General features: G+C 63.4%; 25 protein-coding genes and 1 tRNA gene. 10 read left to right on the top strand and 16 right to left on the bottom strand.

Annotated features, from left to right (window positions below; all coding sequences use genetic code 11):
• Positions 1-17 precede the first annotated feature (17 nt).
• The gene (locus tag BLS26_RS18100) at positions 18-1,205 is read left to right on the top strand and encodes a TAXI family TRAP transporter solute-binding subunit (RefSeq protein WP_092513331.1); all 1,188 of its coding nucleotides are present in this window, start codon (positions 18-20) and stop codon (positions 1,203-1,205) included.
• Between the two features lie 127 nt (positions 1,206-1,332).
• Here BLS26_RS18100 and BLS26_RS18095 read toward each other — a convergent pair whose 3' ends face one another.
• On the bottom strand, positions 1,333-1,716 hold the full coding sequence (locus tag BLS26_RS18095; protein WP_092513329.1) for a YkvA family protein: 384 nt from the start codon (positions 1,714-1,716) through the stop codon (positions 1,333-1,335).
• Between the two features lie 106 nt (positions 1,717-1,822).
• Positions 1,823-2,128 carry a 4a-hydroxytetrahydrobiopterin dehydratase gene (locus BLS26_RS18090; protein WP_092513327.1) on the bottom strand — a complete coding sequence of 102 codons (306 nt, stop codon included), beginning with the start codon at positions 2,126-2,128 and terminating at the stop codon, positions 1,823-1,825.
• A 215-nt stretch (positions 2,129-2,343) separates the two neighbouring features.
• Here BLS26_RS18090 and BLS26_RS18085 point away from each other — a divergent pair, with 215 nt between their 5' ends.
• Both BLS26_RS18085 and BLS26_RS18080 read left to right on the top strand, forming a co-directional pair.
• Positions 2,344-3,765, top strand: a complete 1,422-nt coding sequence (locus BLS26_RS18085) for a TAXI family TRAP transporter solute-binding subunit (RefSeq protein WP_092513325.1) — start codon at positions 2,344-2,346, stop codon at positions 3,763-3,765.
• Between the two features lie 92 nt (positions 3,766-3,857).
• Positions 3,858-5,408 (top strand): alkaline phosphatase, encoded by a 1,551-nt coding sequence (locus tag BLS26_RS18080; protein WP_092518204.1) that lies wholly within the window; start codon positions 3,858-3,860, stop codon positions 5,406-5,408.
• A 13-nt stretch (positions 5,409-5,421) separates the two neighbouring features.
• Here the strand turns inward: BLS26_RS18080 and BLS26_RS18075 are convergent, their stop codons facing one another.
• Complete coding sequence (locus BLS26_RS18075; protein ID WP_244541613.1) at positions 5,422-5,817, bottom strand: response regulator; 396 nt, start codon at positions 5,815-5,817, stop codon at positions 5,422-5,424.
• 171 nt (positions 5,818-5,988) lie between these two features.
• Here BLS26_RS18075 and BLS26_RS18070 point away from each other — a divergent pair, with 171 nt between their 5' ends.
• The 3 genes from BLS26_RS18070 (at position 5,989) to BLS26_RS18060 (ending at position 10,221) form a co-directional block, all read left to right on the top strand.
• On the top strand, positions 5,989-6,744 hold the full coding sequence (locus BLS26_RS18070; protein WP_092513323.1) for a Crp/Fnr family transcriptional regulator: 756 nt from the start codon (positions 5,989-5,991) through the stop codon (positions 6,742-6,744).
• 244 nt (positions 6,745-6,988) lie between these two features.
• A complete protein-coding gene (gene typA, locus BLS26_RS18065; RefSeq protein WP_092518200.1) occupies positions 6,989-8,812 on the top strand; it encodes a translational GTPase TypA in 1,824 nt (607 codons plus the stop codon).
• 155 nt (positions 8,813-8,967) lie between these two features.
• Entirely contained in the window at positions 8,968-10,221 is a 1,254-nt protein-coding gene (locus BLS26_RS18060) for an NAD(P)/FAD-dependent oxidoreductase (RefSeq protein ID WP_092513321.1), read from the top strand.
• 106 nt (positions 10,222-10,327) lie between these two features.
• Here the strand turns inward: BLS26_RS18060 and BLS26_RS18055 are convergent, their stop codons facing one another.
• Genes BLS26_RS18055 through BLS26_RS18035 form a run of 5 tightly spaced genes read right to left on the bottom strand, consistent with a single transcriptional unit; the run spans position 10,328 to position 14,598 of the window.
• The gene (locus tag BLS26_RS18055) at positions 10,328-11,485 is read right to left on the bottom strand and encodes a serine hydrolase (RefSeq protein WP_092513319.1); all 1,158 of its coding nucleotides are present in this window, start codon (positions 11,483-11,485) and stop codon (positions 10,328-10,330) included.
• 6 nt (positions 11,486-11,491) lie between these two features.
• A complete protein-coding gene (locus BLS26_RS18050; RefSeq protein ID WP_092513317.1) occupies positions 11,492-11,899 on the bottom strand; it encodes a thiol-disulfide oxidoreductase DCC family protein in 408 nt (135 codons plus the stop codon).
• Positions 11,896-13,215 (bottom strand): SDR family oxidoreductase, encoded by a 1,320-nt coding sequence (locus tag BLS26_RS18045; protein WP_092518198.1) that lies wholly within the window; start codon positions 13,213-13,215, stop codon positions 11,896-11,898. The genes BLS26_RS18050 and BLS26_RS18045 overlap by 4 nt, the downstream gene beginning before the upstream one ends.
• 19 nt (positions 13,216-13,234) lie before the next feature.
• Entirely contained in the window at positions 13,235-13,702 is a 468-nt protein-coding gene (locus tag BLS26_RS18040; RefSeq protein ID WP_092513315.1) for a DUF2269 domain-containing protein, read from the bottom strand.
• Entirely contained in the window at positions 13,699-14,598 is a 900-nt protein-coding gene (locus BLS26_RS18035; protein ID WP_092513313.1) for a S9 family peptidase, read from the bottom strand. Before BLS26_RS18035 ends, BLS26_RS18040 begins: the two co-directional genes overlap by 4 nt.
• 287 nt (positions 14,599-14,885) lie before the next feature.
• Between BLS26_RS18035 and BLS26_RS18030 the strand changes: the two genes are divergently transcribed.
• The 3 genes from BLS26_RS18030 (at position 14,886) to BLS26_RS18020 (ending at position 17,662) form a co-directional block, all read left to right on the top strand.
• Positions 14,886-15,395 carry a GNAT family N-acetyltransferase gene (locus BLS26_RS18030; protein ID WP_074831403.1) on the top strand — a complete coding sequence of 170 codons (510 nt, stop codon included), beginning with the start codon at positions 14,886-14,888 and terminating at the stop codon, positions 15,393-15,395.
• 99 nt (positions 15,396-15,494) lie between these two features.
• Positions 15,495-16,025 carry an inorganic diphosphatase gene (gene ppa, locus BLS26_RS18025; RefSeq protein ID WP_092513310.1) on the top strand — a complete coding sequence of 177 codons (531 nt, stop codon included), beginning with the start codon at positions 15,495-15,497 and terminating at the stop codon, positions 16,023-16,025.
• Positions 16,026-16,168: 143 nt separating this feature from the next.
• Positions 16,169-17,662 carry a M20 family peptidase gene (locus BLS26_RS18020; RefSeq protein ID WP_092513308.1) on the top strand — a complete coding sequence of 498 codons (1,494 nt, stop codon included), beginning with the start codon at positions 16,169-16,171 and terminating at the stop codon, positions 17,660-17,662.
• A gap of 118 nt (positions 17,663-17,780) precedes the next feature.
• Here BLS26_RS18020 and folD read toward each other — a convergent pair whose 3' ends face one another.
• Genes folD through BLS26_RS18005 form a run of 3 tightly spaced genes read right to left on the bottom strand, consistent with a single transcriptional unit; the run spans position 17,781 to position 19,309 of the window.
• Positions 17,781-18,665 (bottom strand): bifunctional methylenetetrahydrofolate dehydrogenase/methenyltetrahydrofolate cyclohydrolase FolD, encoded by an 885-nt coding sequence (gene folD, locus BLS26_RS18015; protein WP_092513306.1) that lies wholly within the window; start codon positions 18,663-18,665, stop codon positions 17,781-17,783.
• 1 nt (position 18,666) lies between these two features.
• Positions 18,667-18,993 carry a DUF167 domain-containing protein gene (locus BLS26_RS18010; RefSeq protein WP_092513304.1) on the bottom strand — a complete coding sequence of 109 codons (327 nt, stop codon included), beginning with the start codon at positions 18,991-18,993 and terminating at the stop codon, positions 18,667-18,669.
• A 25-nt stretch (positions 18,994-19,018) separates the two neighbouring features.
• A complete protein-coding gene (locus tag BLS26_RS18005) occupies positions 19,019-19,309 on the bottom strand; it encodes a YggT family protein (RefSeq protein ID WP_092513302.1) in 291 nt (96 codons plus the stop codon).
• A 195-nt stretch (positions 19,310-19,504) separates the two neighbouring features.
• On the opposite strand from BLS26_RS18005, the gene BLS26_RS18000 reads away from it, so the two are divergent.
• Positions 19,505-19,580, top strand: a tRNA-Ala gene (locus BLS26_RS18000).
• Between the two features lie 133 nt (positions 19,581-19,713).
• On the opposite strand, the gene BLS26_RS17995 is transcribed toward BLS26_RS18000, so the two are convergent.
• The 5 genes from BLS26_RS17995 to BLS26_RS17975 form a co-directional block, all read right to left on the bottom strand.
• Positions 19,714-20,523 carry an enoyl-CoA hydratase gene (locus BLS26_RS17995; protein ID WP_092513300.1) on the bottom strand — a complete coding sequence of 270 codons (810 nt, stop codon included), beginning with the start codon at positions 20,521-20,523 and terminating at the stop codon, positions 19,714-19,716.
• A 131-nt stretch (positions 20,524-20,654) separates the two neighbouring features.
• Complete coding sequence (locus BLS26_RS17990; RefSeq protein WP_092518196.1) at positions 20,655-21,455, bottom strand: glutamine amidotransferase; 801 nt, start codon at positions 21,453-21,455, stop codon at positions 20,655-20,657.
• Positions 21,456-21,618: 163 nt separating this feature from the next.
• Entirely contained in the window at positions 21,619-22,398 is a 780-nt protein-coding gene (locus BLS26_RS17985) for an SDR family oxidoreductase (RefSeq protein ID WP_092513298.1), read from the bottom strand.
• Positions 22,399-22,608: 210 nt separating this feature from the next.
• Positions 22,609-23,112 (bottom strand): TerB family tellurite resistance protein, encoded by a 504-nt coding sequence (locus tag BLS26_RS17980; protein ID WP_092513296.1) that lies wholly within the window; start codon positions 23,110-23,112, stop codon positions 22,609-22,611.
• Positions 23,113-23,336: 224 nt separating this feature from the next.
• A complete protein-coding gene (locus tag BLS26_RS17975) occupies positions 23,337-24,746 on the bottom strand; it encodes an adenylate/guanylate cyclase domain-containing protein (protein ID WP_092513294.1) in 1,410 nt (469 codons plus the stop codon).
• Between the last annotated feature and the right edge of the window lie 19 nt (positions 24,747-24,765).

The following is a 24,765-nucleotide window of genomic DNA, read 5'->3' as shown; positions in this document are numbered from 1 at the left end:
ACTACGCAGGGGGATACATGCGACGTTTGTTTGCGATGGCACTGGTTGCCATCATGATGGTTTGTGGTCAGACCGCTCGCGCCGAAGAGGCCGAGCTCGATCCGGCCAAGGTCAGCGAAAGCCTCAAGGCTATTTTCCAGTTCGGTTCGGCCGCCACCAAGCAGGCCCTGAATCAGAACACGGTCACGCTGATCTCCGGCACGATCGGCGGCACCTATGTGCAGATCGGCGCCGACCTCGCCTCCGTACTCGACGACGGCAACAAGTTGCGCGTACTCCCGATCGTCGGGCGCGGATCGGTGCAGAGCGTCGCCGACATTCTGTTCCTGCAGGGCGTCGATCTCGGCATCGTGCGCGCCGATACGCTCGATTATCTCGAGCGGAAGGGCTTTGCGAAGGACATCAAGAAGCAGTTCACCTATGTGACCAAGCTCTACAACGAAGAGATGTATGTCATCGCCTCGAAATCGGTCCGCAGTCTCGCCGATCTCAACGGCAAGAGGGTCAGCGTCGACCTTCCCAACGGCGGCACCTTCGTCACGGCGTCCATCGTATTCGAGCGCCTCGGCCTCAAGCCGAACCTCGTCTATATCGAGCAGCGCATCTCGATGGAGATGCTGAAGAAAGGTGAACTCGACGCCGTGATTGCCGTGGGCGGCAAGCCGTACAAGTCGGTCAGCGCATTCAAGGACGACAAGGACCGTTTCCACTTCGTTCCGGTCGACTACGCCAAGCCGTTGCAGGGCGACTATCTACCGGCGGTGCTGACGGCGAAGGATTACCCGAACCTGATTACGGAGGGCGAGCGCGTCGACACCATCGCGGTCCCCGCGGTGCTGGCGGCCTACAACTGGGCGCCGAACACCGACCGCTATCGCAAGCTTTCGCTGTTCGTCGATGCCTTCTTCACGAAATTCCCGACGTTCCAGAACCCACCCTTCCATCCGAAATGGAAGGAGGTCTCGCTGTCGGCGCCGCTGCAGGATTGGCATCGCCTTCCGATCGCCGATCAATGGCTGAAGAGCCATAACATCGAAGCGGTGACCCGCGCCCGGTTCGACACGTTCCTGCAACAGAGCCCGGCGACCGCGGCGACCGTGAAGAACGAGACCGACCGCGAAGCGCTGTTCAAGCAGTTCCAGGCCTGGGAAGCCGACAAGAACGCGCGGGCCCAGGTGGTCCGTCCTCCGGCCCCCGCGAAGTGATCTTGTCGTAATACTCGTCATGCCCGGCCGTGTGCCGGGCATCCACGTCTTTGCTCACAGCAAGCGGGAAAGACGTGGATGGCCGGGACAAGCCCGGCCATGACGGGAATTGAATGGCTCGTCTCTGCTATTCCACCTCTGCTTCATCGATCCCGCGCTTCAAGGCGGCGCGGGCGGCATCGCGATGGTCCTGGGTGATATGGCCCGCGACCATGCGGATGGCGGTGGCCAGGATCGCGGCGTCGTCGGTGAAACCGAGCACCGGCAGCATGTCCGGTATGAAATCGAACGGCAGGATGAAGTAGGCGATGGCGCCGAGCAGCGCCGCCTGCACATGGCGCGGCGTCTGTTTGTCGAACGCGCAATAATAGGCCGCGAGCAGGTCCTCGGCGAACGGAAGCTTCGCAACGACCCGCTTCAGCTTGATCCAGAAGCGCCGGCGCACACTCTCGCGGTCCTGCGCCAGCCGGTCGGCAGGCTCGAAACCCACGGTATGTTCGGACGAGGCCATCGCGGCGCTCCTTGAAATCCGGCGCGGCGGACCGCCGCTGCCGATGCAACTGGTTCAAAAACTGGTGATGCATCGCCGCCCGCGCAAGGTCGAAAGCTGCGCGGAATCAACCAACGCCCAGTTGCCTCGCGATCCCGTTCATGGCCCGGGCCAACTCGATATCGAGCCGGGTGACGCCGCCGGCGTCGTGGGTCGCCAGCACGACTTCCACCGTCTTGTAGATGTTCTTCCACTCCGGATGATGGTCTTTCTTTTCGGCGACCAGCGCCGCGCGGGTCATGAAGCCGAAGGCTTCGTTGAAATCCCTGAAGATGAACGTCCGGGCGATCGCCTCGCGGCCGGTGGTCTCCGACCAGCCCGGCAGCTCCGCCAGCGCCGCCACGCGCGCCTCCGCCGACAGCCGTTCCACCATGATCGCCTCCCTGTTTCACACCGGTCTAACCTAACACCGATGGGCGCCCGCGGGATCCCCACCTGAAACCGGCCGCCCGGCGCGTCCAATGGCCACGCGCGGACCCGGTAACCATGACGTAGATGTAACCCCGGTTGGGCAGGAAATTTGCTAGAATGACCCCATAAGTAGATGGCCGACACGATATTGCAGCTCAAACGATCGTTCAGGGATTGATGACTGACGGCCCCGCCCCCGCCGAAAAGCCGGCTCCGGCCTCGCCCCGCCCGGCAAAGCAGCGCCCGACATTCGTCATGCTGGCCGGCGTGCTGGCGATCGTCGGCGCGCTGGCGGCGGGTTATTATTTTGCGATGCGCCCGGTGACGCTCAGAGTAGCGGTTGGCCCGGCCAACAGCGACGACCTCAAGGTCGTCCAGGCGTTGACGCAGGCCTTCAACAACCAACAACGCAGCCAGGTCCGGCTGCGCCCGATCCAGACCGACGGGGCGGCCGCGAGCGCCAATCTGCTCGGCGAAGGCAAGGCCGATATCGCCATTATCCGCGGCGACCTCGAGGTACCCAAAAATGCGCAAGCGGTGGCGACGCTGCGCAAGAACGTCGTCGTCCTTTGGGTGCCACCCGCGCCAAAGACCAAGGGCAAGAAGGCCGCGCCGAAGATCGCGAAAATCGCGCAGCTCTCCGGCCGCCGGGTCGGCGTCGTCGGCCGCACCCCGGCCAACGTCAATTTGTTGAAAGTGATCCTGGCACAATACGGCGTCGATCCCGCCAAGGTCGAGATCATTCAGTTTCCGGCCAACGAGGCCGCCGATGCCATTCGCAACCAGAAGGCGGACGCCTATCTTGCGGCCGGCCCGGTCAACAGCAAGATCACCGCGGATGCGATCGCGGCCTCGACGCGCGACGGCGGAACGCCGAAATTCCTGGCGATCGACCTGGCGGACGCGATTGCGCAGAACCACCCGGCCTATGAGGCGTCGGAAATCCCGGCCGGAACCTTTGGCGCCGCGCCGGACAAGCCCGAGGAAGAGGTCAAGACCATCAGCTTCTCGCACCACATCGTGGCGCGCAAAGGCGTTTCGGAATCGACCGTCGCCGCCTTCACCCGGCAATTGTTCGCGATCCGGCAAACCCTGAAGACTGAATTTCCACTTGCCGCGAAGATCGAGACGCCGGACACCGACAAGGACGCCACCATCCCGGTCCATCCCGGCGCCGCCGCCTTTGTCGACGGCGAGGAAAAAACCTTCCTCGACCGCTACAGCGATTTCATCTGGTGGGGATTGATGGGATTGTCGGCGATGGGCTCCGCCGGTGCGTGGTTTGCCGGCTACCTGAAGAAGGACGAGCGCAGCCTCAACACCTCGCAGCGCGACCGGCTGCTGGAAATGCTGACCGCCGCCCGCGGCAGCGATTCGATGGACGAGCTCGACCAGATGCAATCGGAAGCCGACGCCATTCTGCGCGATACGCTGGTGTGCTTCGAACACGGCGCGATCGAAGATGGCACGTTGACGGCGTTCAACATCGCGATCGAGCAATTTCACAACGCCGTCGCCGATCGCAAGGCGCTGTTGATGAACATGCCGCAAAACCTGCAGCGGGCGAGCGCCCAGTTCCGGGCCGCCGGTATCGCCTGAACGGCTTGTTTCTGTAATCGAACCGTCATCAATTCTTTTTAGGTCTGTCGGCGATTGCCGTGCACTATGGTGCCTGGCTTAAGGAGGCTCGCATGACGTTTCGCATTTCCCGGCGCCGTTTTCTTTCCACCGCGGGTTCAGGCGCCATCGGCGTGCTGGCGATGCCCTATCTCAGCCGCGCTGCTGACAGGCCACTGATCACGCATGGCGTGCAATCCGGCGACGTCGGCGCCGATGGCGGCGTGGTGTGGGCGCGCGCCGACCGGCCCTCGCAGATGATGGTCGAGGTCGCCACCACGGAATCCTTTGCCAATGCGCGAGCGCTGCCGCCGATCGCGGCGCTGCCCGAAAGCGATTTCACCGCAAAAATGCTGCTGGAAAACCTGCCCGCGGGACAGGACATCTTCTACCGCGTCCGCTTTCGCGACCTCTCGCATACCGACATCCAGAGCGAAGCCGTGGTCGGACGGTTCCGGACCGCGCCGGCCGATCGACGCGACGTCAGTTTCGTCTGGGGCGGCGACGTCGCCGGACAGGGCTGGGGCATCAATCCGGATGACGGCGGCATGTTCACCTTTGCCACCATGCGCAAGCACCGTCCGGATTTCCTGCTGCATTCCGGCGACACCATCTATGCCGACGGCGTGATCCCGTCCGAAGTGAAGCTTGCCGACGGCAAACTCTGGAAGAACGTGACGATCCCGGAGAAGGCCAAGGTCGCCGAGACGCTCGACGAATTCCGCGCCGCCCACAAATACAATTTCCTGGACGACAATCTGCGCGCCTTCAACGCCGAGGTGCCGATCTTCGTGCAGTGGGACGACCACGAGGTCACCAACAACTGGTCGGCCTCGAAGCAGTTGCCCGCCGCCTACAAGGAGCGCGACATCACCCTGCTGGCGGCGCGCGCCGCCCGCGCGTTCCACGAAATGTATCCGATGCGCGAGAGCATCGTCGAGCCGGGCCGGGTCTATCGCACGCTCAATTACGGCCCGCATCTCGACGTCTTCATGCTGGACGAGCGCAGCTATCGCGGTCCCAACGGTCCGAACCTGCAGACCAGCTACGGGCACGACAGCTATTTCATCGGACCCGAGCAGCTCGCGTGGCTGAAGCGCGCGCTGTTGAACTCGCGCGCCACCTGGAAGGTGATCGCCTCCGACATGCCGCTTTCCATCATCGTCTATGACGATGCGGCCAACAAAAAGGGTTCGGAAGCCTTTGCCCAGGGTGATGGTCCGCCGCGCGGGCGCGAACTCGAGATCGCCGACATCCTGCGCTTCATCAAGACCTCGGGCGTCGTCAACACGGTATGGCTGACGGCGGACGTGCATTACGCCGCCGCGCATTACTACAACCCGGACAAGGCCCAGTTCCAGGAATTCGATCCGTTCTGGGAATTCGTCTCCGGCCCGCTGCATGCCGGCACGTTCGGCCCGAACGAACTCGACAATACGTTTGGCCCCGAGGTGCGCTTCATCAAGGCGCCCGGCCTCGACAAGCAGAACCTGCCGCCATCCGCCGGCATGCAGTTCTTCGGCCACGTCAAGATCGACGGCGCCAGCGGGCAGATGACGGTGACGCTGCGCGATCGCGCCGACGTCGCGTTGTGGTCGACGACGCTGGATCCGAAGCCGGTTTAGGCGGCAGACGCGCTCAGCGCTTGTTCAACAGCGCCTTGAGCGCGTCGGTCGAATAGGGTTTGGGCAGCCGCGGCTGGTTGGCGAAAGCGGCCGGCAGCCGGGCGTCGCTGCCATAGCCGGTGACGAAAACGAACGGAATCTTTAGCGCCGCCAGCCGTTCGGCGACCGCAAAACTGTTTTCGCGGATCAGGCCGACGTCGAGCAGCGCAAAATCCGGCGGCCGCTGTTCGATCAGATCGAGCGCCCTGACCACACTGGCCGCGCTGCGGACCGTCTTCACGCCAAAGCCGAGCAGCGTGTCCTCGAAGTCGAGGGCGATGATCGGATCGTCCTCGACGATCAAGACGTCGTTGGGCATGCCGTCGAAAGAGGCGGGTTTCATGCTCGTGCCGGATGACAGGTTCAGCATTGATGCCTCGGCGAAAGCCCGGAGGGAAACCTGAAAATCGACGCCTCGGGGTGAGCGCGCCGCAGGTTCCGGAACTGAAACCACCACATCGCCGTTACCTAGTCTGTTCACTAGTGAACATACCGGCGGCGGGAAGCCGATTATTGTGTTTGGAGGGGAACAGGGATTTCCATGCTCACGCGACCAAACGAGGCGGCCGGCGAGCGGCCGCTCAACAACCTGCTGCGCCGGCTCAGCAGCGCCGATTTCGCGCTGATCGATCCGCATCTGGTCGCGGCCGACACCGGTCCGGGCGAGCTGCTCTATAACCCCGGCGACGACGTCGAGACCGTGCATTTCCCATGCGGACCCAGTCTGGTGTCCTACTTGGTTGCCAACGAGGACGGCCGCGACGTCGAAACCATTCTGGTCGGCCGCGAAGGCGCGGTCGGCGGCATCGTCAGCCAGGGATATCTGCCGGCCTATACCCGCATCATGGTCAAGTTCGCCGGTCCCTTCGTGCGGCTGGCGGTCAGCAAGCTCGATGCGGTGAAGGCGAAATCGCCCACGCTGAGCAATATCTTCGCACGCTACGCCGACTGCATGCTGGCGCAGATGTTCCAGTCCACCGCCTGCAACGCCATCCATTCGATCGAGCAGCGAACCGCCAAATGGATCATTTCGGCGATGGAACGCACGGACGGCGACGAGGTCGTCCCGCTGACCCACGAGCAGTTGTCGACGCTGCTGGGTGTCGGCCGCTCCTATACCAGCCGGGTGATCCAGACCTTCAAGGCGGAGGGTATTCTGGAGACGCGCCGGGGCTCGATTCTGGTCCGCAACCCGGACGGCCTGCGGGCTCGATCCTGCCTCTGCAACGAGGCGGTCAAGAACCATTTCGAAGAAGTCTTGCGGGGGGTCTATCCTGACCCCGAAAAGGGCAATTAGGCCGCTGCCAAGCGACTGCCATGCCGAAATCGGCTAACCAACCACCCAATAAACCCTTGTTTTTTGGCGTTTTCTGAATATATTGCGCCGCAACGAGTAGGGTTTGCCCGGTCCTTTTGGCCGGGCTTCCTTTTTGGGACCAAGCGTCCCCCGAATTTCAGGTTTTGAGCACGATCCGGAAAAGTGGGTCCCGGTTTTCCGGCGAGATCGCGCTCCAGCCTATGTCCTGATGCAGAAGAGAATCATGAAGCTTCGCAACATCGCCATCATCGCCCACGTCGACCACGGCAAAACCACGCTCGTCGACAAGCTGCTGCAACAATCCGGCACCTATCGCGACAACGAACGTCAGGTAGAGCGCGCGATGGACTCCAACGATCTGGAGCGCGAACGCGGCATCACCATTCTGGCCAAGTGCACTTCGGTGCAGTGGAAAGACACCCAGATCAACATCGTCGACACCCCCGGCCACGCCGATTTCGGTGGTGAGGTCGAGCGCATCCTGTCGATGGTCGACGGCGTGATCGTGCTGGTCGACGCCGCCGAAGGCCCGATGCCGCAGACCAAGTTCGTGGTCGGCAAGGCACTCAAGCTCGGCCTGAAGCCGATCGTCGCCATCAACAAGGTCGACCGCCCGGACGCCCGCATCACCGAAGTCGTGAACGAGGTGTTTGACCTGTTCGCCGCGCTCGACGCTACCGACGACCAGCTCGATTTCCCGATCCTGTACGGTTCGGGCAAGAACGGCTGGATGGGGACCACCCCGGAGGCCTCCCACGAGGACGGCATGCAGCCGCTGTTCGACCTCGTCATCAAGCACGTGGCGCCGCCGGTGGTCGAGGAAGGCCCGTTCCGGCTGCTCGGCACCATCCTCGAAGCCAACCCCTATCTCGGCCGCATCATCACCGGCCGCATCGCCTCCGGCTCGGTCAAACCGAACCAGTCGGTGAAGGTGATTTCGCGCGACGGCAAGCTGGTGGAAACCGGCCGCATCACCAAGATCCTGGCGTTCCGCGGCCTTGAACGGCAGCCGGTCGACCTCGCCGAGGCCGGCGACATCGTCGCGATCGCGGGCTTGCCCAAGGGCACCGTCGCTGACACCTTCTGCGATCCCTCCGTCGAAACGCCGATCCAGGCGCAGCCGATCGATCCGCCGACGGTGTCGATGTCGTTCATCGTCAACAACTCCCCGCTCGCCGGCACCGAAGGCGACAAGGTCACCAGCCGCCTGATCCGCGACCGCCTGCTGCGCGAGGCCGAGGGTAACGTCGCGCTCCGCGTCGTCGAATCGCAGGACCGCGATGCCATGGAAGTGTCGGGCCGCGGCGAATTGCAGCTCGCGATCCTGATCGAGACCATGCGCCGCGAAGGTTTCGAGCTGTCGGTGTCGCGCCCGCGCGTGGTGCTGACCAAGGACGAGAACGGCACCTTGCTGGAGCCGGTCGAGGAAGTCGTGATCGACGTCGACGAGGAATTCTCCGGCGTGGTCGTGCAGAAGATGAGCGAGCGCAAGGCCGAGATGATCGAGATGCGCCCGTCGGGCGGCAACCGCCTGCGTCTGGTATTCTACGCGCCGACCCGCGGCCTGATCGGCTATCAGGGTGAACTGATGACCGACACCAAGGGCACGGCGATCATCAACCGCCTGTTCCACAACTACCTGCCCTACAAGGGCGACATCCAGGGCCGCCGCAACGGCGTCTTGATCTCCAACGACCAGGGCGAGGCCGTCGCCTACGCCATGTTCAAGCTGGAAGACCGCGGCCCGATGATGATCGAGCCGGGCTGGAAGGTCTACAAGGGCATGATCGTCGGCGAGCACACCCGCGACAACGACCTCGAGATCAACATCCTCAAGGGCAAGCAGCTCACCAACATCCGCACCACGTCGAAGGACGAAGCGGTGCGCTTGACGCCGCCAATCCGCATGACCCTGGAAAAGGCGCTGGCCTATATCGAGGAAGACGAACTGGTCGAGATCACCCCGAAGTCGATCCGCCTGCGCAAGAAGTTCTTGGACGCCAACGACCGCAAGCGCGCGGAAAAGTCCAAGCAGGAAGTGGCGTAAGCTGTCATGCCCCGCGAAGACGGGGCATCCAGTACGCCGCAGTTTATCGGATAATCACAACCCTCTCGGAATACTGGGTCACCCGCCTTCGCGGGTGACGACAGTGTGAATGAGGCGGCTTCAGGGCGGCCGCCGAACATGCTAGAGGCGGAGACATGACGTCCCTCCCCTCCTCAGTCGATGTCGCGATCATCGGCGCCGGCGCCGCAGGCCTCGGCGCCGCGCATGCCCTGAAGCTTTCAGGCCTTTCCACCCTCGTGCTGGAAGCGCGCGACCGCGTCGGCGGCCGCGCCCACACCATCATGGCTTCGCCTGACGTCGTCTTCGACCTTGGTTGCGGCTGGCTGCATTCGGCCGACCAGAACTCGTTCGTGAAGATCGCCGAACAACTCAACTTCGAGATCAACAAGACCCTGCCGCCGTGGCGCGAACGCGCCTATGGCAAGGCGTTCCCGCAAGCCGAGCGCGACGATTTCATCGCCGCCCTCGACGGCTTCTATGACCGCGCCGAGCAAGCGGCCAAAGTCGCCAAGAAAAATCATCGCGACAGCGCCGCCAATCTCTGCCTCGAACCCGGCAACCGCTGGAACCCGATGATCGACGCGATCTCGACCTACATCAACGGCTGCGAGCTCGACCAGGTCTCAATCCTGGACATGGACGCCTATGAAGATACCGATCTCAACTGGCGCGTCCGCCGCGGCTATGGCGCGCTGATGGCGGCCTATGGCGCAACATGCCCGCTCGCGCTCAACTGCGAGGTGACGCTGATCGATCACTCCGGCCAGCGCATCCGCATCGAGACCTCGCAGGGCACCCTGACCGCAGCCAAGGTGATCGTCACCGTGCCGACCAACCTGATCGCCGACGAAGCGATCCGCTTCGATCCGCCCTTGACCGCCAAGATCGACGCCGCGCGCGGCCTGCCGCTCGGCCTCGCCGACAAGGTGACGCTGGCGCTCGCAGAGCCCGAAGCCTTGCCGGTCGAAGGCAATCTGCGCGGCGCCACCATGCGCACCGAGATGGGCACCTATCACATCCGCCCGTTCGGCCAGCCCTGCATCGAAGGCTTTTTCGGCGGCCGTTTCGCGCATTCGCTGGAAGACGCCGGCCCGGGCGCGTTTGCCGAGCATAGCATCGACGAGATCGTGGGCTTCCTCGGCAACGACTTGAGAAAGAAGCTGAAGCCGCTTGCCGAGTCGCGCTGGGCCCACGACCCCTTCGCCCGCGGCTCCTACTCCCATGCTTTGCCCGGTCACGCCGACAAGCGCGCGGTGCTGGCGGCACCGGTCGATGGCCGTCTGTTCTTTGCGGGCGAAGCGACCTCGCCGGGATTTTTCTCGACCGCGCATGGGGCGAGGGACAGTGGTCAGAGAGCGGCGGGAGAGGTGCTGGCGCTGGCGCGATGAACGTCATTACCGTCATTGCGAGCGAAGCGAAGCAATCCATTCTTTCTTTGCTCGGCGCGATGGATTGCGTCGTCGCTAGCGCTCCTCGCAATGACGGCTTGCTCCATCAACCAACCTCCGCCAGCACCGCATTCTTGAACGCGTGATACTCAGCTTTCAGATCGACACTATACGCCTCCGAATACGGCGGCTGCGGTTGGCATGACAGCGTGACGATGACGACCCCGGCCTTGCGGTTCACATAGAGCGACTGACCGGCAAAGCCGACGGCGGCCATGGAGTCGTCCGGATCGATCCACCAGCTATAGCCGTATCCTGTCGCTCCGTACCGATTGGTGTCGGCTTCGAAGACGAACGCGCGGCGGTTCGCGCTTTCGATCCAGTCGGCGGGAAGCACGGGCGTGTGATCGATCACGCCGTTGCGCAGCAGGAAAACGCCGAAGCGGCCGAAATCCCGCAGCGCGATGCCGGCGCGGCTGCCGCCGATCTCCTGCCCGCCTTCCGATTCCAGCGTATAGAAAGCGTCGAACTCCATGCCGAGCGGAGACCAGATCGTCTCCGACATGAAATCGGCGAGGTTTTTCCCCGTCACCGCCGAAACCAGGCAGCCGAGCACGTAGGTGTCGCCGGTGTTGTAGGAAAAATGATGGCCGGGCGGATGCTCGGCCTTCAGGCTGCGCATCAGCGCCAGCACGCCGCCGGGGACCTTGTCGCCGAGCGACTTGCTGTAGCGGTTCACGTCGGAGTTTCGATCGGTGTAATCCTCGCTCCAGCGCACGCCGGAGGACATCGTGAGCAGGCTGCGAACCGTGACCGCGTCGTAGGCGCAGCCGCGCAGCGCCGGGATATATTTCGAGACTGCGTCGTCGAGGCTCGAGATCGCGCCCTGCTGCAACGCGGCGCCGACCAATGTCGACGTCAGCGACTTGATCATCGACATCGACGACCAGCGCTGGTTTTCCTCCAACCCGAGGGAGTAGCGCTCCAAAACGATCTGCTCGTTCCTGATGACCAAAAGGCCTGCGACGTTGGCGCGTTCGATATACGCGTCGACGCCATGCGTGGCCTGATCGGCCTGGTATTGCGGCGAAATCTCCCGGCCCCGCTCGAGTTGCAAAACCGTATTGCCCCGGCGGATCGGCCGCGTCGCGAACATGCGATCGACGTTGCGGTACGCATAGGCCTGCGCCGTTGGCGACAGCAGCAGAAAATCCTCACCCGCCGGGACGTGGAATTTCGCGGAGGCAACGCTAACGTGATCCATGGCCACCTACTCCATCACCCGCGCCCGCATCTCCGCATCCGGGATAAAGCATTCCTCATACTTCCCGAAAATCCGGTAGCGGTTGCGCGCAACAAGGCTGTAGACCGCGTTACGGAGCGGCTTCGGCACCCCGAACAAGGCGCGCGTCCAGCCCCATCCCGGCAGCGAACTCAGCACGGTCAACGCCGCGTCGGACTTGAAGTATGCGACGCCGCCATGAACCACGGCGTTGGTGTCGGGATCATTGGGGTCGATGCCGAAGGCCTGCGCCAGTCTTGTGCCGTAAGGCGACTGGATCGCCGTGAAGCGGAAGCGGTGCGCGGTGTCGCTGACGGCAACGAAGCGGATCCAGCGCGAGCAGAAGATGCAAACGCCATCGTACAGGATCACGTCGTCGTCAGGCCAGTTGCTCATCGGTTATCCATTATCAGCAGCGCTACCAGCATCAGCACGATCGCCGGCCCGGTCTTGACCAGCGCGCCGAGCGGTTCGATCCAGAGATCCGGCGTCAGGATCGCCGCGCCCACCATATAGCCGAGCGAGGCGAGAATACCGGCGACTAATCCAATCGCGCAGGTGCGGCGGAAGGCGATCAGCACGCCAATGCTCATGTCCGTCAGGCTGGTGAGCACAGTCACCGGCCCGATCAGCGACGGCGGAAAGCCGTGCGAGCTCAGAATACCGGTGGCTGCGGAATAGGAAATGAACAGCGCGATGAAGCCCGACACGGTCCAGAACAGGCTCAGGCTCGCGATGACAAGCGCCTTCACTGGGAATAGCCGCGCGAACCATTTGTCCTGAATGGTGGCGACGTGGCCGCCCACGGCCTGGGCGATGGTTTTCGGCACGATGCCGGTCGCTTCCATCCAGCCCGAGGGGTCACCGGTGACACCGCGCCGCAATTCGGCGATCGCAGTGAAACGCATCGGCGGCATCCAGCCGAGGCGGTTGGCGAGGTCGCCCAATCGGGCGCCGAGATCGAGCAGGAAGGCCGGCATCGTCACGCGCGGCCAGCGGGACGTGCCGAGCGACCAGCGGAATTGGTCGATGACGCCGGACAGCGTCACCGGCTGCGGCTGCATCATGTCCCAGGCCACGGCACGGGTCGCGGCGTCATCGATGTCGCGGAGGGCGAGCCAGGCAATGGTCGCGGCGATATCCTCCACCGCGACCGGCTGGAACGGGGTCGCGGCTTCCTCCGCCGGCAATTGCAGCGGAAACGCCGCCAGCGCACGCAGCATCGCGCTGCCGCCATAGGCCGCCGGCGCGACCACAAAGCCCGGCCGCAGAATTGCGTAAGCTGCGCCAGATGCCGCGATCAGCCGCTCGGCCTCCCGCTTGGTCTGGCTGAAGGCGGTACGGTCCTCGTTGGCGGCGCCGGGGATCGAGATGTGGACCAGACGAACCGGCCGGCCACTGTCGCGGATCGCCGCCAGCAGCCGCGCGACGAAATCGCGGTGCACGGCGCCGGTATCGCTGCCCGGACCGTCCTGCAACACGCCTAGGCAGTTGACCACGACATCAATCTCGCGCTCCCAGATCAACCGCGACAGCGCCGCCGCATCCATCGACATGACCGGCAATTCGAGATCGGCAGCGCTTTGCCTTTGCGACGGCGAAAACTGCCGCGCGACGCCGAACACCTGAAAGCCGCGCAGGCGCAGATCGTCGGTGACGAACCGTCCGATCAGGCCGGAAGCGCCGAGGACCAGGATTTTGCGTGATACGATCGCGGCTTCCACATCGACCTCAAAAGGGTTTGGCGATCATCAGCCAGAGGATCGCCATGACCGAACCGAAGCCGGGAATGCCGAACAGGAACCAGCGGCGGAACAGCGCGAAATAACGTGGCGGCAACGGTAGGCTCTCCGTTGCAGCCTTGCGTGCGAGCTCGCGCATCTCGATCTGCATGAAGATCACGGGCACCCAGAACAATCCTGCGACCGCATAAAGCCCGAGCGAAGTCATTAGCCAGCGTTCGGTCACCTCGGTTGACGAGAGCATCATCAATACGCCGCCGCTGACGGGTTGCAGCAACACCGCCGTCAGCGTGAACAGCATGTCGGCGAACACGACCGTCGCCGCCGTGCGCGCGATGAAGGCCGCATCGCCCGAGCGATGCGCCATCAGCATGAAGAACGCGATTCCCGAGCCGGTGCCGAGGATCACGATGGCGCCCAGCACGTGCAGATATTTGACGAGAAAATACAGCGTCATCGTTTTTTGGCCGGCGTGGGGGATCGCGGTTTCAAGGCGCGATCGAGATCGGGTCCGGCCAGTCTTACACCAGCTTCGGTTTCGGGCAGCCAGTGTCCCTCGCTGCCGTAGGCCGGCAACGCGCGAAAATCGACCTGACCGCCGGCGTTGCGGAACGCGTCGGCCAGTTGCTTCGACAGCGCCGGCGAGAAGTAGCTGTCATTGGCCGCCACCAGCCACGTCACCTTGACGTGCGCGGCCTTGCCGAACGCGCCCGCCGCGGAAACCAGGGTGTGCGGCGCGCAGACCTGATTGGGAAAATCATTGGCATGGCCGCCGCGGCCGGGCGCGAAGGCGATGATAACAGCGATGTCCCTGGGGTCTTCGCTCGCCAGCGCCAGCGCGCCCCAGGCACCGGCCGAATGGCCGATCACGACCATGCCGCCCGGCCGGATGAAGGGTTGGTTGCGCACAAAGCCTGCGGCCGACGCAATCTCGTCGGCGGTGGCGCGGCCGGATTTGGCGTAGTCGGCATCGTCGCAGCCGCCCTGGTCTTCGAGGTACTTTCCGCCGGTCGCGCCATGGCCCAAACGCTCGGGAACCAGCACGGCATAGCCGCGCGCCACCAGCCATGCTGCCAGCGCCCGGTATTCCGGCTGCGGCATTTGCGCGCGGCGCAGCACGTTCTGGGTGGTGGCGTGCGCGATCAGGACAAGCGGAAACGGACCGTCGCCGGGTGGGCGAAACAGCACGGCATGCGCCGGCGTGGCCGGATCCGGCGACGGCACCAGCCATTGCTGCAGGCGATTTGGCTCTCCCTCGGCACCCTGCGGGCCGAAAGCCGGTTGCGCCGACCCGGTCGTCACGCCGAGCGCGACGACGGCCGCGGCGATAAGAAACACTCTGACTGGATGCATGAACGGGCCTGACGCAGCCAAGGAAGGGGACGCGGATGGACCAACAGAATACCGGCGGCGAATCAAATCCGGTGCATTTTTCCGTGAACGGGATTTCGCGACGGCGTTCCCCGAAGGGATTCCCGGAGGGTTTTGCCCTTCCTCGCATCAGCGAAATGCCGGGCAAAGCAGCGCTTTGTCCTCTTTCGGTACAGAAGGGTTAAGAAACTGATGCAGAAAATCCACAGGTTAACCCATAATTAACGATGGACCTTGAAGCCGGGCCGCTGACTTGCTTTGATTGGATCATGAGCACAACCCTGATCGAGGTTCGACCGGCCAAAGCTGCGGATGCAGCCGCGGTGGCGTCTACCCATGACGAAGCCTGGCGCTCGGCGTATCAGGGCATCATCCCCGGCGCAGAACTTGAGAAGCTGATCAACCGTCGCGGCCCGCAATGGTGGGACTCAGCGATCCGCAAAGGCAGCCGTGTCAGCGTGCTGGTGTTCGGCGACAAGGTTGCCGGCTACGCCAACTATGGCCGTAACCGCGCCCGCAGCCTGCATTTCGAAGGCGAGATCTACGAGCTCTACCTGCGGCCGGAATTCCAGGGCCTCGGCTTCGGCCGCCGCCTGTTCACCGCCGCACGCCGCGACCTGGTGCAGAGCGGGCTCAAGAGCATGGTGATCTGGGCACTGTCCGACAACGATCCGGCGACGGAATTTTATCGCGCCCTTGGCGGCCGCATGGTCGCCCGCTCCTCGGAGAAATTCGGACCGAAGTCGCTCGACAAGGTCGCCTTCGCCTGGACCAACTGAGCCTATTTCAGGCTTTTCCCTGCTTTGCTGCCGGTCTAAACCGGCCCTGACACGCGGCCGATTCAGGGCGCGTCCTTCAACGCAAAGCCGGAGCCCTCCATGCGCATTGACGCCATTTCGATCGGAAAAAATCCGCCGCACGAGGTCAACGTCATCATCGAAGTGCCTGTCGGCGGCGAGCCGATCAAATACGAAATGGACAAGGACGCCGGCACGCTGGTGGTCGACCGCTTCCTCTATACGGCGATGCGCTATCCCGGCAATTACGGCTTCATCCCGCACACGCTGTCGGGCGACGGCGACCCCTGCGACGTGCTGGTGGCCAACACCCGCGCCATCGTCCCGGGCGCGGTCATGAGCGTGCGGCCGGTCGGCGTGCTGCTGATGGAAGACGAAGCCGGCGGCGACGAGAAGATCATCGCGGTTCCCTCATCCAAGCTGACCCAGCGCTACGACAAGGTGAAGAACTACAACGACCTCCCCGACATCACGCTGCAGCAGATCCAGCACTTCTTCGAGCACTACAAGGATCTCGAACCCGGCAAATGGGTGAAGGTGCTGCGCTGGGGCGACGCCGAAGATGCGCACAAACTGATCCTGGAAGGCATCGCGCGCGCCAAGGGGAAGTAGTTCGAAGCACCAATCCCTTATCCTGAGGAGCCCGCGTCAGCGGGCGTCTCGAAGGATGAGAGCCCCGCACGGGCACAAACCGTTGGCCTCATGGTTCGAGACGCGCGAAGACGCGCTCCTCACCATCAGGGGAGATAGTCACCATGCGCCGGCTCATCAAAATCATCCGCAACATCCTGCTGCTCGCGATCGCGGCGATCGTGGTCGTCGCCGGCGTACTGGCGTTCAACGTCGCGACCCACGGCTCGCGGCAGCTTCAGGTGGCGGCGGTACCGCGCGCGGCGGTCGACGCCCAGGCGGCCGCGACGCGACTGAGCGAGGCCATCAGGTTCAAAACCATTTCGAGCTACGAAAAGCCCGAGCAGCACGCCGAAGCGCTGCGCGGCATGCAGGCCCATATCGAAAAGAGCTTTCCGGCGTTCCACGCCGCCGCCAAGCGTGAGGTGGTCGCCAACTACAGCCTGCTCTACACATGGGAGGGCTCCGATCCCAAGAACGACCCAAAGGCGCAGCCGATCGCGCTGCTTGCGCATCAGGACGTGGTGCCGGTCGCACCCGGCACCGAAAAGGACTGGCAACAACCGCCCTACGACGGCGTCATTGCCGACGGCTACATCTGGGGCCGTGGTTCCTGGGACGACAAGGGCAACCTGTATTCGATGCTGGAAGCCGCCGAGGCGATGGCCAAGGCCGGGTTCCGCCCGAAGCGAACCATCTATTTTGCCTTCGGCCATGACGAGGAAACCGCGGGCACATCAGGCGCCAAGTCGATCGCCGCACTATTGGCCTCGCGCGGCGTGCGCCTCGATTTCGTGATCGACGAGGGCCTGTTGATCACCGAAGGCATCATGAAGGGCCTCGACAGACCGGCCGCGCTGATCGGCGTCGCCGAAAAGGGCTACGCCACGGTGGTGCTGAACGCGCATGCGACGCCCGGCCATTCGTCGATGCCGCCGCGCGATACCGCCATCGGCATGATGAGCGCGGCGCTGACGCGGCTGGAAGATCATCGCCTGCCGATGCAGATCCGCAGCACGGTGGCGGAAATGTTCGACACGTTGGCGCCCGAGATGGCCGGCTTCAACCGCGTGGCGCTGTCGAACCTGTGGCTGTTCAAGCCGCTATTATTGCGCGAATTCGAAAAGAGCGGGCCCACCGAAGCGATGGTGCGCACCACCACGGCGTTGACCATCTTCAACGCCGGCGACAAGGACAACGTGCTGCCCGGCAACGCCGAGGCGACCGTCAACTTCCGCCTGATCCCCGGCGACACGCAATCCAGCGTGGTCGATCATGTGCGGACCACGATCGCCAACGAACGCATTTCCATCACGCCGTTTCCCGGCAATACCGACCCGCCGCCGGTAACGGCAACCGCAAACCCGTCGTTCCAGATGCTGAACCGCACGATCCGCGAAATATTTCCGGATGTCGTCGTCGCGCCCGGCCTGATGGTGGCCGCCACCGACTCGCGGCACTATGTCGGCGTCACCGACAGGATTTTCCGCTTCTCGCCGGTGCGCGCGAATTCCGACGACCTGAAGCGCTTTCACGGCACCAACGAACGCCTCAGCGTCGAGGGCTATGCCGACATGATCCGGTTCTACCGGCGGCTGATCGAGAATTGCGCGGGGTGACGACGTAGTCGTCATTCCGGGGCGATGCGAAGCATCGAACCCGGAATCTCGAGATTCCCCGATGCGCAATTGCGCATCTGAGGTCTGGTCCTTCGGACCATCCCGGAATGACAGCCGCCTAAACCCCCGGCGCGGGCAGCTTGTGAATCGCGCAGGCCGCGCGCAGCGTATTCACCAGCAGGCAAGCCACGGTCATCTGCCCGACACCTCCGGGCACCGGCGTGATGGCGCCGGCCACTTCGGCCACTTCCTTGAACGCGACATCGCCGACGAGACGGGTCTTGCCGTCCGATGTCGGAAACCGGTTGATGCCGATATCGATCACGGTGGCGCCCGGCTTGACCCAGTCCGCGCGCACCATTTCGGGTTTGCCGACGGCGGCATAGACCAGATCGGCGCGGGCGCAGAGTTGCGCGAGATCGCGCGAGCGCGAATGCGCGATCGTCACCGTGGCGTTTTCGTTGAGCAGCAGTTGCACCAACGGACGGCCGACCAGGTTGGAGCGGCCGATCACGATCGCGTTCAGGCCCTCGAGCGAGGCATGCACACTCTTGGTCAGGATGATGCAGCCGAGCGGCGTGCACGGCGACAGCGCGGTAAAGCCGCCGGCGAGGCGTCCGGCATTGCTCGGATGCAGCCCGTCGACATCCTTGGCCGGATCGATGGCGTTGATGATGGTTTCGGTGTGGATCGATTTCGGCAGCGGCAACTGCACGAGAATGCCGTGCACATCAGGGTCGCGGTTGAGCTTTGCGATCAGCGCCAGCAGATCGGCTTGCGCGACGTCGTCGGGCAATTTGTGCTCGAACGAGGCCATGCCGGCGGCCTGGGTCTGCTTGTGCTTGCTGCGGACATAGACCTCGCTGGCGGGATCATGGCCGACCAGCACCACCGCCAGGCCCGGCGTCAGCTGATGATCGCGCTTGACCCGCGCGACCTCTGCGGCGACGCGCTCACGAAGCTCCGCTGCAATGACCTTTCCATCGATGATGCTTGCCGTCATCTCAGTCCTTTTCCAGATTTGCTGCGGTCACCTTGCGCAAGGTATCCCCGAGCATTTTCGGATCGCCGTCGACGGCAACCTGCTTCATCCGCGAGGTGGCGCCGGACAGAATCCTGACCCTGGACTTCGGCACACCGAGCGCCTTGGCCAGCAATTCCATGACCGCGCGGTTGGCCTCGCCGCCCTCGGCGATGACGCGAACCCGGACCTTGACCACGCTGCGCCCGTTGGCGAGCGTTTCAATGCCGTCGATGTCGTCGCGGCCGCCGCGCGGGGTTACCCGCAATGCAACGCTGATGCCCTCGGTGGAATAGCGCCAAGGGTCCATCGGCGCGGTCCTTCAGCGCCTTGGATCAGATGACGTTGGGATAGATGTAGTAGGCGATCACCCGCTGGATGAACATGATGATCAGGATCAGGACGATCGGCGAGAGGTCGAGCCCACCCATGCTGGGCAGCACCCGCCTGATCGGCGCCAGCACCGGCTCGGTGATCCGGAACAGGAATTCGGCCACCGCGGCGACGAACTGGTTACGCGTATTCACGACATTGAAGGCGATCAGCCAGGAAAGAATGGCAGACGCGATCAAAAGCCAGACATAGAGGTCGAGGACGATGATGACGATGTCGAGGACGGCGCGCATGTGATGGGGGCTCGCAGGTGGGACACCCAGCTAGATATCGGTTTGGCCCCCGGCAAACAAGGGAAGTTCCCGGCAAAATGGCACCGAAATCGGACACTTTCACCGTTCTTGACTTGACCTTGGGCCAGACTGTAAATGGCGCCGATTGTCACCGTTTCCGGGTCATCCCAAGGGATACCTGAAGGCGGTCGCAACGGGGCCATAGCTCAGCTGGGAGAGCGCGTCGTTCGCAATGACGAGGTCGGCGGTTCGATCCCGCCTGGCTCCACCACGCTTCGCCCTTCGGGCTTCGCGTGGCGCAGCCACGAGATACCCTAAGGGCGAAGCCCTAAGGGCGAAGCGTGGTGCCCGGCGAAGCCCAAAGGGCGAAGACGGGCCTGGGCAAGTGCTAGACCCCCTCCCCCTCACCTCCCCGTAAAGCGTGGCGGCCGCTTCTCCATGAAGCTCGCCACACCCTCTTTGAAATCGCTCCCCTTCAGCGCGATCTGCATTTCGCGGTTGGCGTCGATGGTTGCCTCGGCGAGCGTCTGGAACGGCACGTCGTAGAGCTGGCGTTTGATCACCGAAATCGCGCTGGGCGAGACGAAGTCGGCGAGGTCTCGCGCATAGGCATAGGTCTGCTCACGCAATTGATCCGGCGGATAGATCCGGTTGACGAGGCCAATGCGCAGCGCTTCGTCGCTGGTGACGCGGCGCGCCGACATCAAGAGATCGAGCGCATTGGCGTGGCCGACCAGCAGCGGCAGCATCCAGCTGATGCCGTGTTCGGCGATCAGGCCGCGGCGCGAGAACGCCGTCGTGAACACGGTATTGTCGGCCGCGAACCGCAGGTCGCAATACAGGGCGTGGACGAGGCCGATGCCGGCGGTGGCGCCGTTCAGCATGCCGATCACAGGTTTGGGGATCGCGGGGTAATAAGCGTAGCGCGTCTGCCAGTCGGCGCGGCGGTTCATGTCGAACGGCGTATTCTCGCCGCGCCGGATCTCGCTGGGATCGATCGCCTTCAATCCCTCCATGTCGGCGCCGGCGCAGAACGCGCGCCCGGCACCGGTCAGGACGATGACGCGGACATTGTCGTCGGCAGCGGCCGTTTCCATCGCATGGCGCACGTCGCGCTCCATGATCGCCGTCCACGCATTCATGCGATCCGGACGATTGAGCGTGATGGTCGCGACCTTGTCGCTGACCTCGTAGAGAATATGCTGATAATCCACGGCGATCTCCCTGTCGTTTTTTCTCTTTGGCGGCGCCACGCGTTGACGTGCGTCTGCTTATGCAGGCGACATTAGCACATCCAGAAATTTTGAAAGACGCTCGGACCCGCGACGCAAATTCCGCGTGGCGGCTATTCCGCAGCTTCCGACATGATCGTGCGCGGCATGCGCGCGAGCCAGCCGTCGATGAAGCGTTTCAGCCACGCGCGCTCGGCCACATCGTGCATCGCGCGATCGGCAAAGTGCAGGTGACGCGGATGTGCGCCGGGTGAATCCATCCTTACGCAGCCGCGTGTGGTCCAGCGATGCATCATCGCGTAGGTCACGTCAGGGTGGAACTGCAAGCCGAACGCATGGCCGTGCTGAAACGCCTGCACCGGAAAATCATTGCCTTCGGCGAGCAGTTCGGCTCCCCCCGGCAAATGAAATCCCTCGCCGTGCCAGTGATAGACGCGCTCCGGCCAGTCCGGGCAGATCGCATGGCCCGCTTCGGTCGGACGGATCGGATAGTAGCCACACTCAACCCGGCCCTCGGGATGCGGCGCGACCTGCGCCCTCAATTGTTTGGCGAGCATCTGAGCACCGAGGCAGATGCCCAGGAACGGCCGCTGCTCGCGCAGGGGCACTTCGATCCAGTCGATTTCCCGGCGGACATATTCGTCGGAATCGTTGGCGCTCATCGGGCCGCCGAAAATGACCGCGCCGGCATGCCGATCCAGCGTTTCCGGCAAGGCATCGCCGAACCGCGGGCGCCTGATATCGAGTGGATGGCCGAGCGCGCGGAGCGCATTGCCGACCCGGCCCGGGGTCGAGGTTTCCTGGTGCAGGACGATCAGGACCGGCAGCGACGGTGCCGGCTCGGGCGCAAGCAGCACCCTTCGCCCCGGAAAGGGCAGGATATTGGCGCCATTTTTGCTCGACCCGAACGACATCGACGTTGCCTGGGGCATCTCAAACCGAAACCATACCTAAGTGAGTCTTAATTTCGGGTGAGTTCACCTGAACTTGCAGAAATCTTGGACTTGCAGAAATAATAAGCAAATCGCGGGCCAGATGTGTCTGGCGTCACGCTTTCAGGCCAAAACGACAGGAATTCTAGCGCTGGCGGAGCTGGAGGCGACCGACGGCGCCCAGGATAAATCCGCGCGGGAACAGCCGAAGCAGGAATGGCACCATCTTGATGCCGATACCGGGCAGCACTGCCCGCTGGTTAGCCATCAGACCGCTATAGGCCTGCTGCGCGACATCAGCCGGCGAGACGTTGAGGACGGCCGAGTCAAATCCCGGCGTGAAGCCGGCGCGCGCCTGGAATTCCGACGGCACCGGACCGGGACAGACCACCGTGACGCGAACGCCGTGCGGCGCCAGTTCGGCGCGCAATGCTTCCGTGAACGACAGCACATAAGCCTTGGAGGCGTAGTAAACCGCCATTCCCGGGCCGGGCAGAAAGCCGGCGATCGAACCGACATTGAGGATGCCGCCGCGGTTGCGGATCAATTGTTCGGAAAACCGCAGCGACAGGTCGGTCAGCGCCCGGATGTTGACCGCGATGATGTCCAGCTGGTCGGCGCGGTCGCGCTGAACGGCCCTGCCGAACACGCCGAAGCCTGCATTGTTGACGACGTACTCGACCTCAAGGCCAGCGGCAGCCAAAGCCTCGGCAATCCTGTCGCCGGAATCGGGCTGTGTAAGATCGCAGGGAATGACGACAGGCGCCACGCCACCCGCGGCCGTGATTTCGTCCGCCAACGCGGTCAGGCGATCCGCCCGTCGCGCCACCAGCGCCAAACGATGACCCTTGGCTGCAAACACACGCGCCAGCTCGGTGCCTATGCCCGCCGATGCACCGGTAATCAGCGTCACGCGCTCGGTCACGATTGAAAACTCTTAGTTCAATTTCAGGTTACGCCGCGAATGACAGGACGAGAGCATAGGCATGTGGTGTGACGCAAGCCACCGGCAGGCATGTCGGTATGCAAACGCACAACGCCTGCTGGGAAAACACCGTATTTCCGGGTTTATTGCGCGCCGGCCACACACATTAAAGTTTCGTTATGTTCGATAGACGACACGCTCCGCGGTGTCTCACATCGCGGCGTCCGCAGACGTCGAAGCGTCCTTGGGCGGGACCGATTGCCGCTCCGCCACACGGTGCTTGAGATCGATCCGGTCGCGCGAGGAAACGCCGAGCAGATCCGCGGCACGCCAGACCACATTGTCCTCGAACTCGCTGACCTGACCGTCGGCATAGACCAGCTCCCACATCATCTCGATGATGCGCAGCCGGCCCTCCTCGTTGACCGAGCGCATGATGACGCTGGTGAAATGATAGAGATCGACAGCCTCGCCCTCGACCTTGATCGCGGAGGCGATCAGCCGGTCGGCGGTGCCGGGGTCAAGCTTGAAGCTACTCTCGATCAAACCGTGCAATTTGCGCTTCTCGACCTCGGTCGGTTCGCCATCGAGCGAGACGACGTGGACCAGCAGCGCCGTCGCCGCCAGCCGATAGCCGGTATCGTCGAACGCCCGCTCTTCATCCGCACTGGGGGAGACAATGTCGGCAATGAATTGGCGAAGTCCGTCGAGCATCGGGATCTCTATCGAATGAGGTTTTGATACGGATTATATGGCGTGGAAATCAACCCGGCGCAATTGGCGCGGGTTCCGCGGCGAGCATTACGTTTAGGCAATCTCGTTACATCGTCATTCCGGGGCGATGCGAAGCATCGAACCCGGAATCTCGAGATTCCCCGATGCGCAATTGCGCATCTGAGGTCTGGTGCTAACGCACCATCCCGGAATGACCGCCCACCTCACCGTATTTCGTACACCACCATCTTGTCGGCGATGCCGCGCAACGCCGCTTGTTTCTGGATCGGTTTGATCGCCTCCCGCTCCAGGATCGTGGCAACCGCGGGCGAGTCGATCACCGGGCCGGTGATGTGAATTTCCTGTGACGTCGACAGGCTCTGCACCCTCGCTGCGATATTGACGGTCTGGCCGAAATAATCCTGACGCTCGTTGAGCATCACGGCAAGACACGGCCCTTCGTGAATTCCGATCTTCACCACCAGATCCTCGGTGCCGCGCTGGGTGTTGAGCACGGCCATGGCGGACCGCATGCGCAGTGCGGCGGCCAGCGCGTGTTCGGGCCGGATGAAGGTCGCCATCACCGCGTCACCGATGGTTTTGACCACCGCGCCTTTTTCGGACGAGATGATTTCCAGCAACGCGTGGAAATGCGCGCGCACCAGATCGAAGGCGGCGAGGTCGCCGACCCGCTCGTACAGCGCCGTCGATCCCTTCAGATCGGTGAACAGGAATGTCAGCGACGTGATCTTCAGCCGCTGATCGATATTGAGATTGTCGGCCTTGTAAACGTCTCGGAAGGTCTGGTTGGTCAGCATCCGCTTGGCGGTCAGGAACGGCTTGCGCTTGCCTAGCAGGTGATGGAGCCCGTCGGCGGCGATGAACACCGACGGCAGCACCCGCACACCGGTCTGGTTGTCGAGCGACAGCCGTAACGGACCGGGACGCATGGTGGTGGTTCCGGTCGGGGCATGGACGTTGTTGTACATCAGCGATAGTTGCTGCCGCTCCTTGGTCGGCTCACCCTGAACGTCGATGAATTGCGCGGCATGGGTCACCGGTTCGAACACGATGATGAACTGCGCCGGCAACTGCAGCGACAGCACGGCTTTTTCGCCGGCCGGCAGCTCCAGCGCGTCCAGCGTCACCTCGTCGGTCAGCTCCGCAAACGACTCCTTGTTGAGATCGATGCCGGAACTCCAGAATATCTGTTTGAAGTATTCCCAGATCGGCAACGTATTGGGATCATGCGCGGCGATCCGCCGGACCCGCGGGCTGACGGTGAAGGCAACCTCGACCTGCTCATCGACCGAGGCTTCGTAGCCCGCCGCGCACAGCGCGCAGTTGTAATCGTCATGCCGTAGCGACTTCAGCGTCGAATGCGCATCGAGCACCCCGCCACAGCCGGGGCACAGTACATTCCAGGTCAATTCGAACAGACCAAGCCGCGAGGCATGGAGGAAGCCCGAGATTATCAGCTCCTCGTCGAGCCCTGTTCGCCGCGCGAAATCCAGCACATTGACGCGGTTGAGCTCATGGTCTTCGCCGTCCTCGATCAGGCGCGCGATGGCATCGGCCACCGCCGGATCGGCGGTCTGCTTCAGCACAGAGAACTGGGCCTGGATATCGCTCATGTCAGGCAACCTAAATGGG

The organism is Afipia sp. GAS231, assembly GCF_900103365.1.
GTDB lineage: Bacteria > Pseudomonadota > Alphaproteobacteria > Rhizobiales > Xanthobacteraceae > Bradyrhizobium.
This window is presented reverse-complemented; position numbering and strand designations above follow the sequence as displayed.

Excerpts from the sequence above, each read along its gene's own strand:
- BLS26_RS18070 (WP_092513323.1), top strand. The coding sequence starts at position 5,989 with ATGCTCACGCGACCAAACGAGGCGGCCGGCGAGCGGCCGCTCAACAAC.
- BLS26_RS18060 (WP_092513321.1), top strand. The coding sequence starts at position 8,968 with ATGACGTCCCTCCCCTCCTCAGTCGATGTCGCGATCATCGGCGCCGGC.
- BLS26_RS17990 (WP_092518196.1), bottom strand. The coding sequence starts at position 21,455 with ATGTCGTTCGGGTCGAGCAAAAATGGCGCCAATATCCTGCCCTTTCCG.
- BLS26_RS18020 (WP_092513308.1), top strand. The coding sequence starts at position 16,169 with ATGCGCCGGCTCATCAAAATCATCCGCAACATCCTGCTGCTCGCGATC.
- BLS26_RS18050 (WP_092513317.1), bottom strand. The coding sequence starts at position 11,899 with ATGAGCAACTGGCCTGACGACGACGTGATCCTGTACGATGGCGTTTGC.
- BLS26_RS17975 (WP_092513294.1), bottom strand. The coding sequence starts at position 24,746 with ATGAGCGATATCCAGGCCCAGTTCTCTGTGCTGAAGCAGACCGCCGAT.
- typA (WP_092518200.1), top strand. The coding sequence starts at position 6,989 with ATGAAGCTTCGCAACATCGCCATCATCGCCCACGTCGACCACGGCAAA.
- BLS26_RS18035 (WP_092513313.1), bottom strand. The coding sequence starts at position 14,598 with ATGCATCCAGTCAGAGTGTTTCTTATCGCCGCGGCCGTCGTCGCGCTC.
- ppa (WP_092513310.1), top strand. The coding sequence starts at position 15,495 with ATGCGCATTGACGCCATTTCGATCGGAAAAAATCCGCCGCACGAGGTC.
- folD (WP_092513306.1), bottom strand. The coding sequence starts at position 18,665 with ATGACGGCAAGCATCATCGATGGAAAGGTCATTGCAGCGGAGCTTCGT.
- BLS26_RS18080 (WP_092518204.1), top strand. The coding sequence starts at position 3,858 with ATGACGTTTCGCATTTCCCGGCGCCGTTTTCTTTCCACCGCGGGTTCA.
- BLS26_RS18030 (WP_074831403.1), top strand. The coding sequence starts at position 14,886 with ATGAGCACAACCCTGATCGAGGTTCGACCGGCCAAAGCTGCGGATGCA.
- BLS26_RS17980 (WP_092513296.1), bottom strand. The coding sequence starts at position 23,112 with ATGCTCGACGGACTTCGCCAATTCATTGCCGACATTGTCTCCCCCAGT.
- BLS26_RS18075 (WP_244541613.1), bottom strand. The coding sequence starts at position 5,817 with ATGCTGAACCTGTCATCCGGCACGAGCATGAAACCCGCCTCTTTCGAC.
- BLS26_RS18085 (WP_092513325.1), top strand. The coding sequence starts at position 2,344 with ATGACTGACGGCCCCGCCCCCGCCGAAAAGCCGGCTCCGGCCTCGCCC.
- BLS26_RS18010 (WP_092513304.1), bottom strand. The coding sequence starts at position 18,993 with ATGGACCCTTGGCGCTATTCCACCGAGGGCATCAGCGTTGCATTGCGG.
- BLS26_RS18090 (WP_092513327.1), bottom strand. The coding sequence starts at position 2,128 with ATGGTGGAACGGCTGTCGGCGGAGGCGCGCGTGGCGGCGCTGGCGGAG.
- BLS26_RS18095 (WP_092513329.1), bottom strand. The coding sequence starts at position 1,716 with ATGGCCTCGTCCGAACATACCGTGGGTTTCGAGCCTGCCGACCGGCTG.
- BLS26_RS18055 (WP_092513319.1), bottom strand. The coding sequence starts at position 11,485 with ATGGATCACGTTAGCGTTGCCTCCGCGAAATTCCACGTCCCGGCGGGT.
- BLS26_RS18100 (WP_092513331.1), top strand. The coding sequence starts at position 18 with ATGCGACGTTTGTTTGCGATGGCACTGGTTGCCATCATGATGGTTTGT.
- BLS26_RS18005 (WP_092513302.1), bottom strand. The coding sequence starts at position 19,309 with ATGCGCGCCGTCCTCGACATCGTCATCATCGTCCTCGACCTCTATGTC.
- BLS26_RS18040 (WP_092513315.1), bottom strand. The coding sequence starts at position 13,702 with ATGACGCTGTATTTTCTCGTCAAATATCTGCACGTGCTGGGCGCCATC.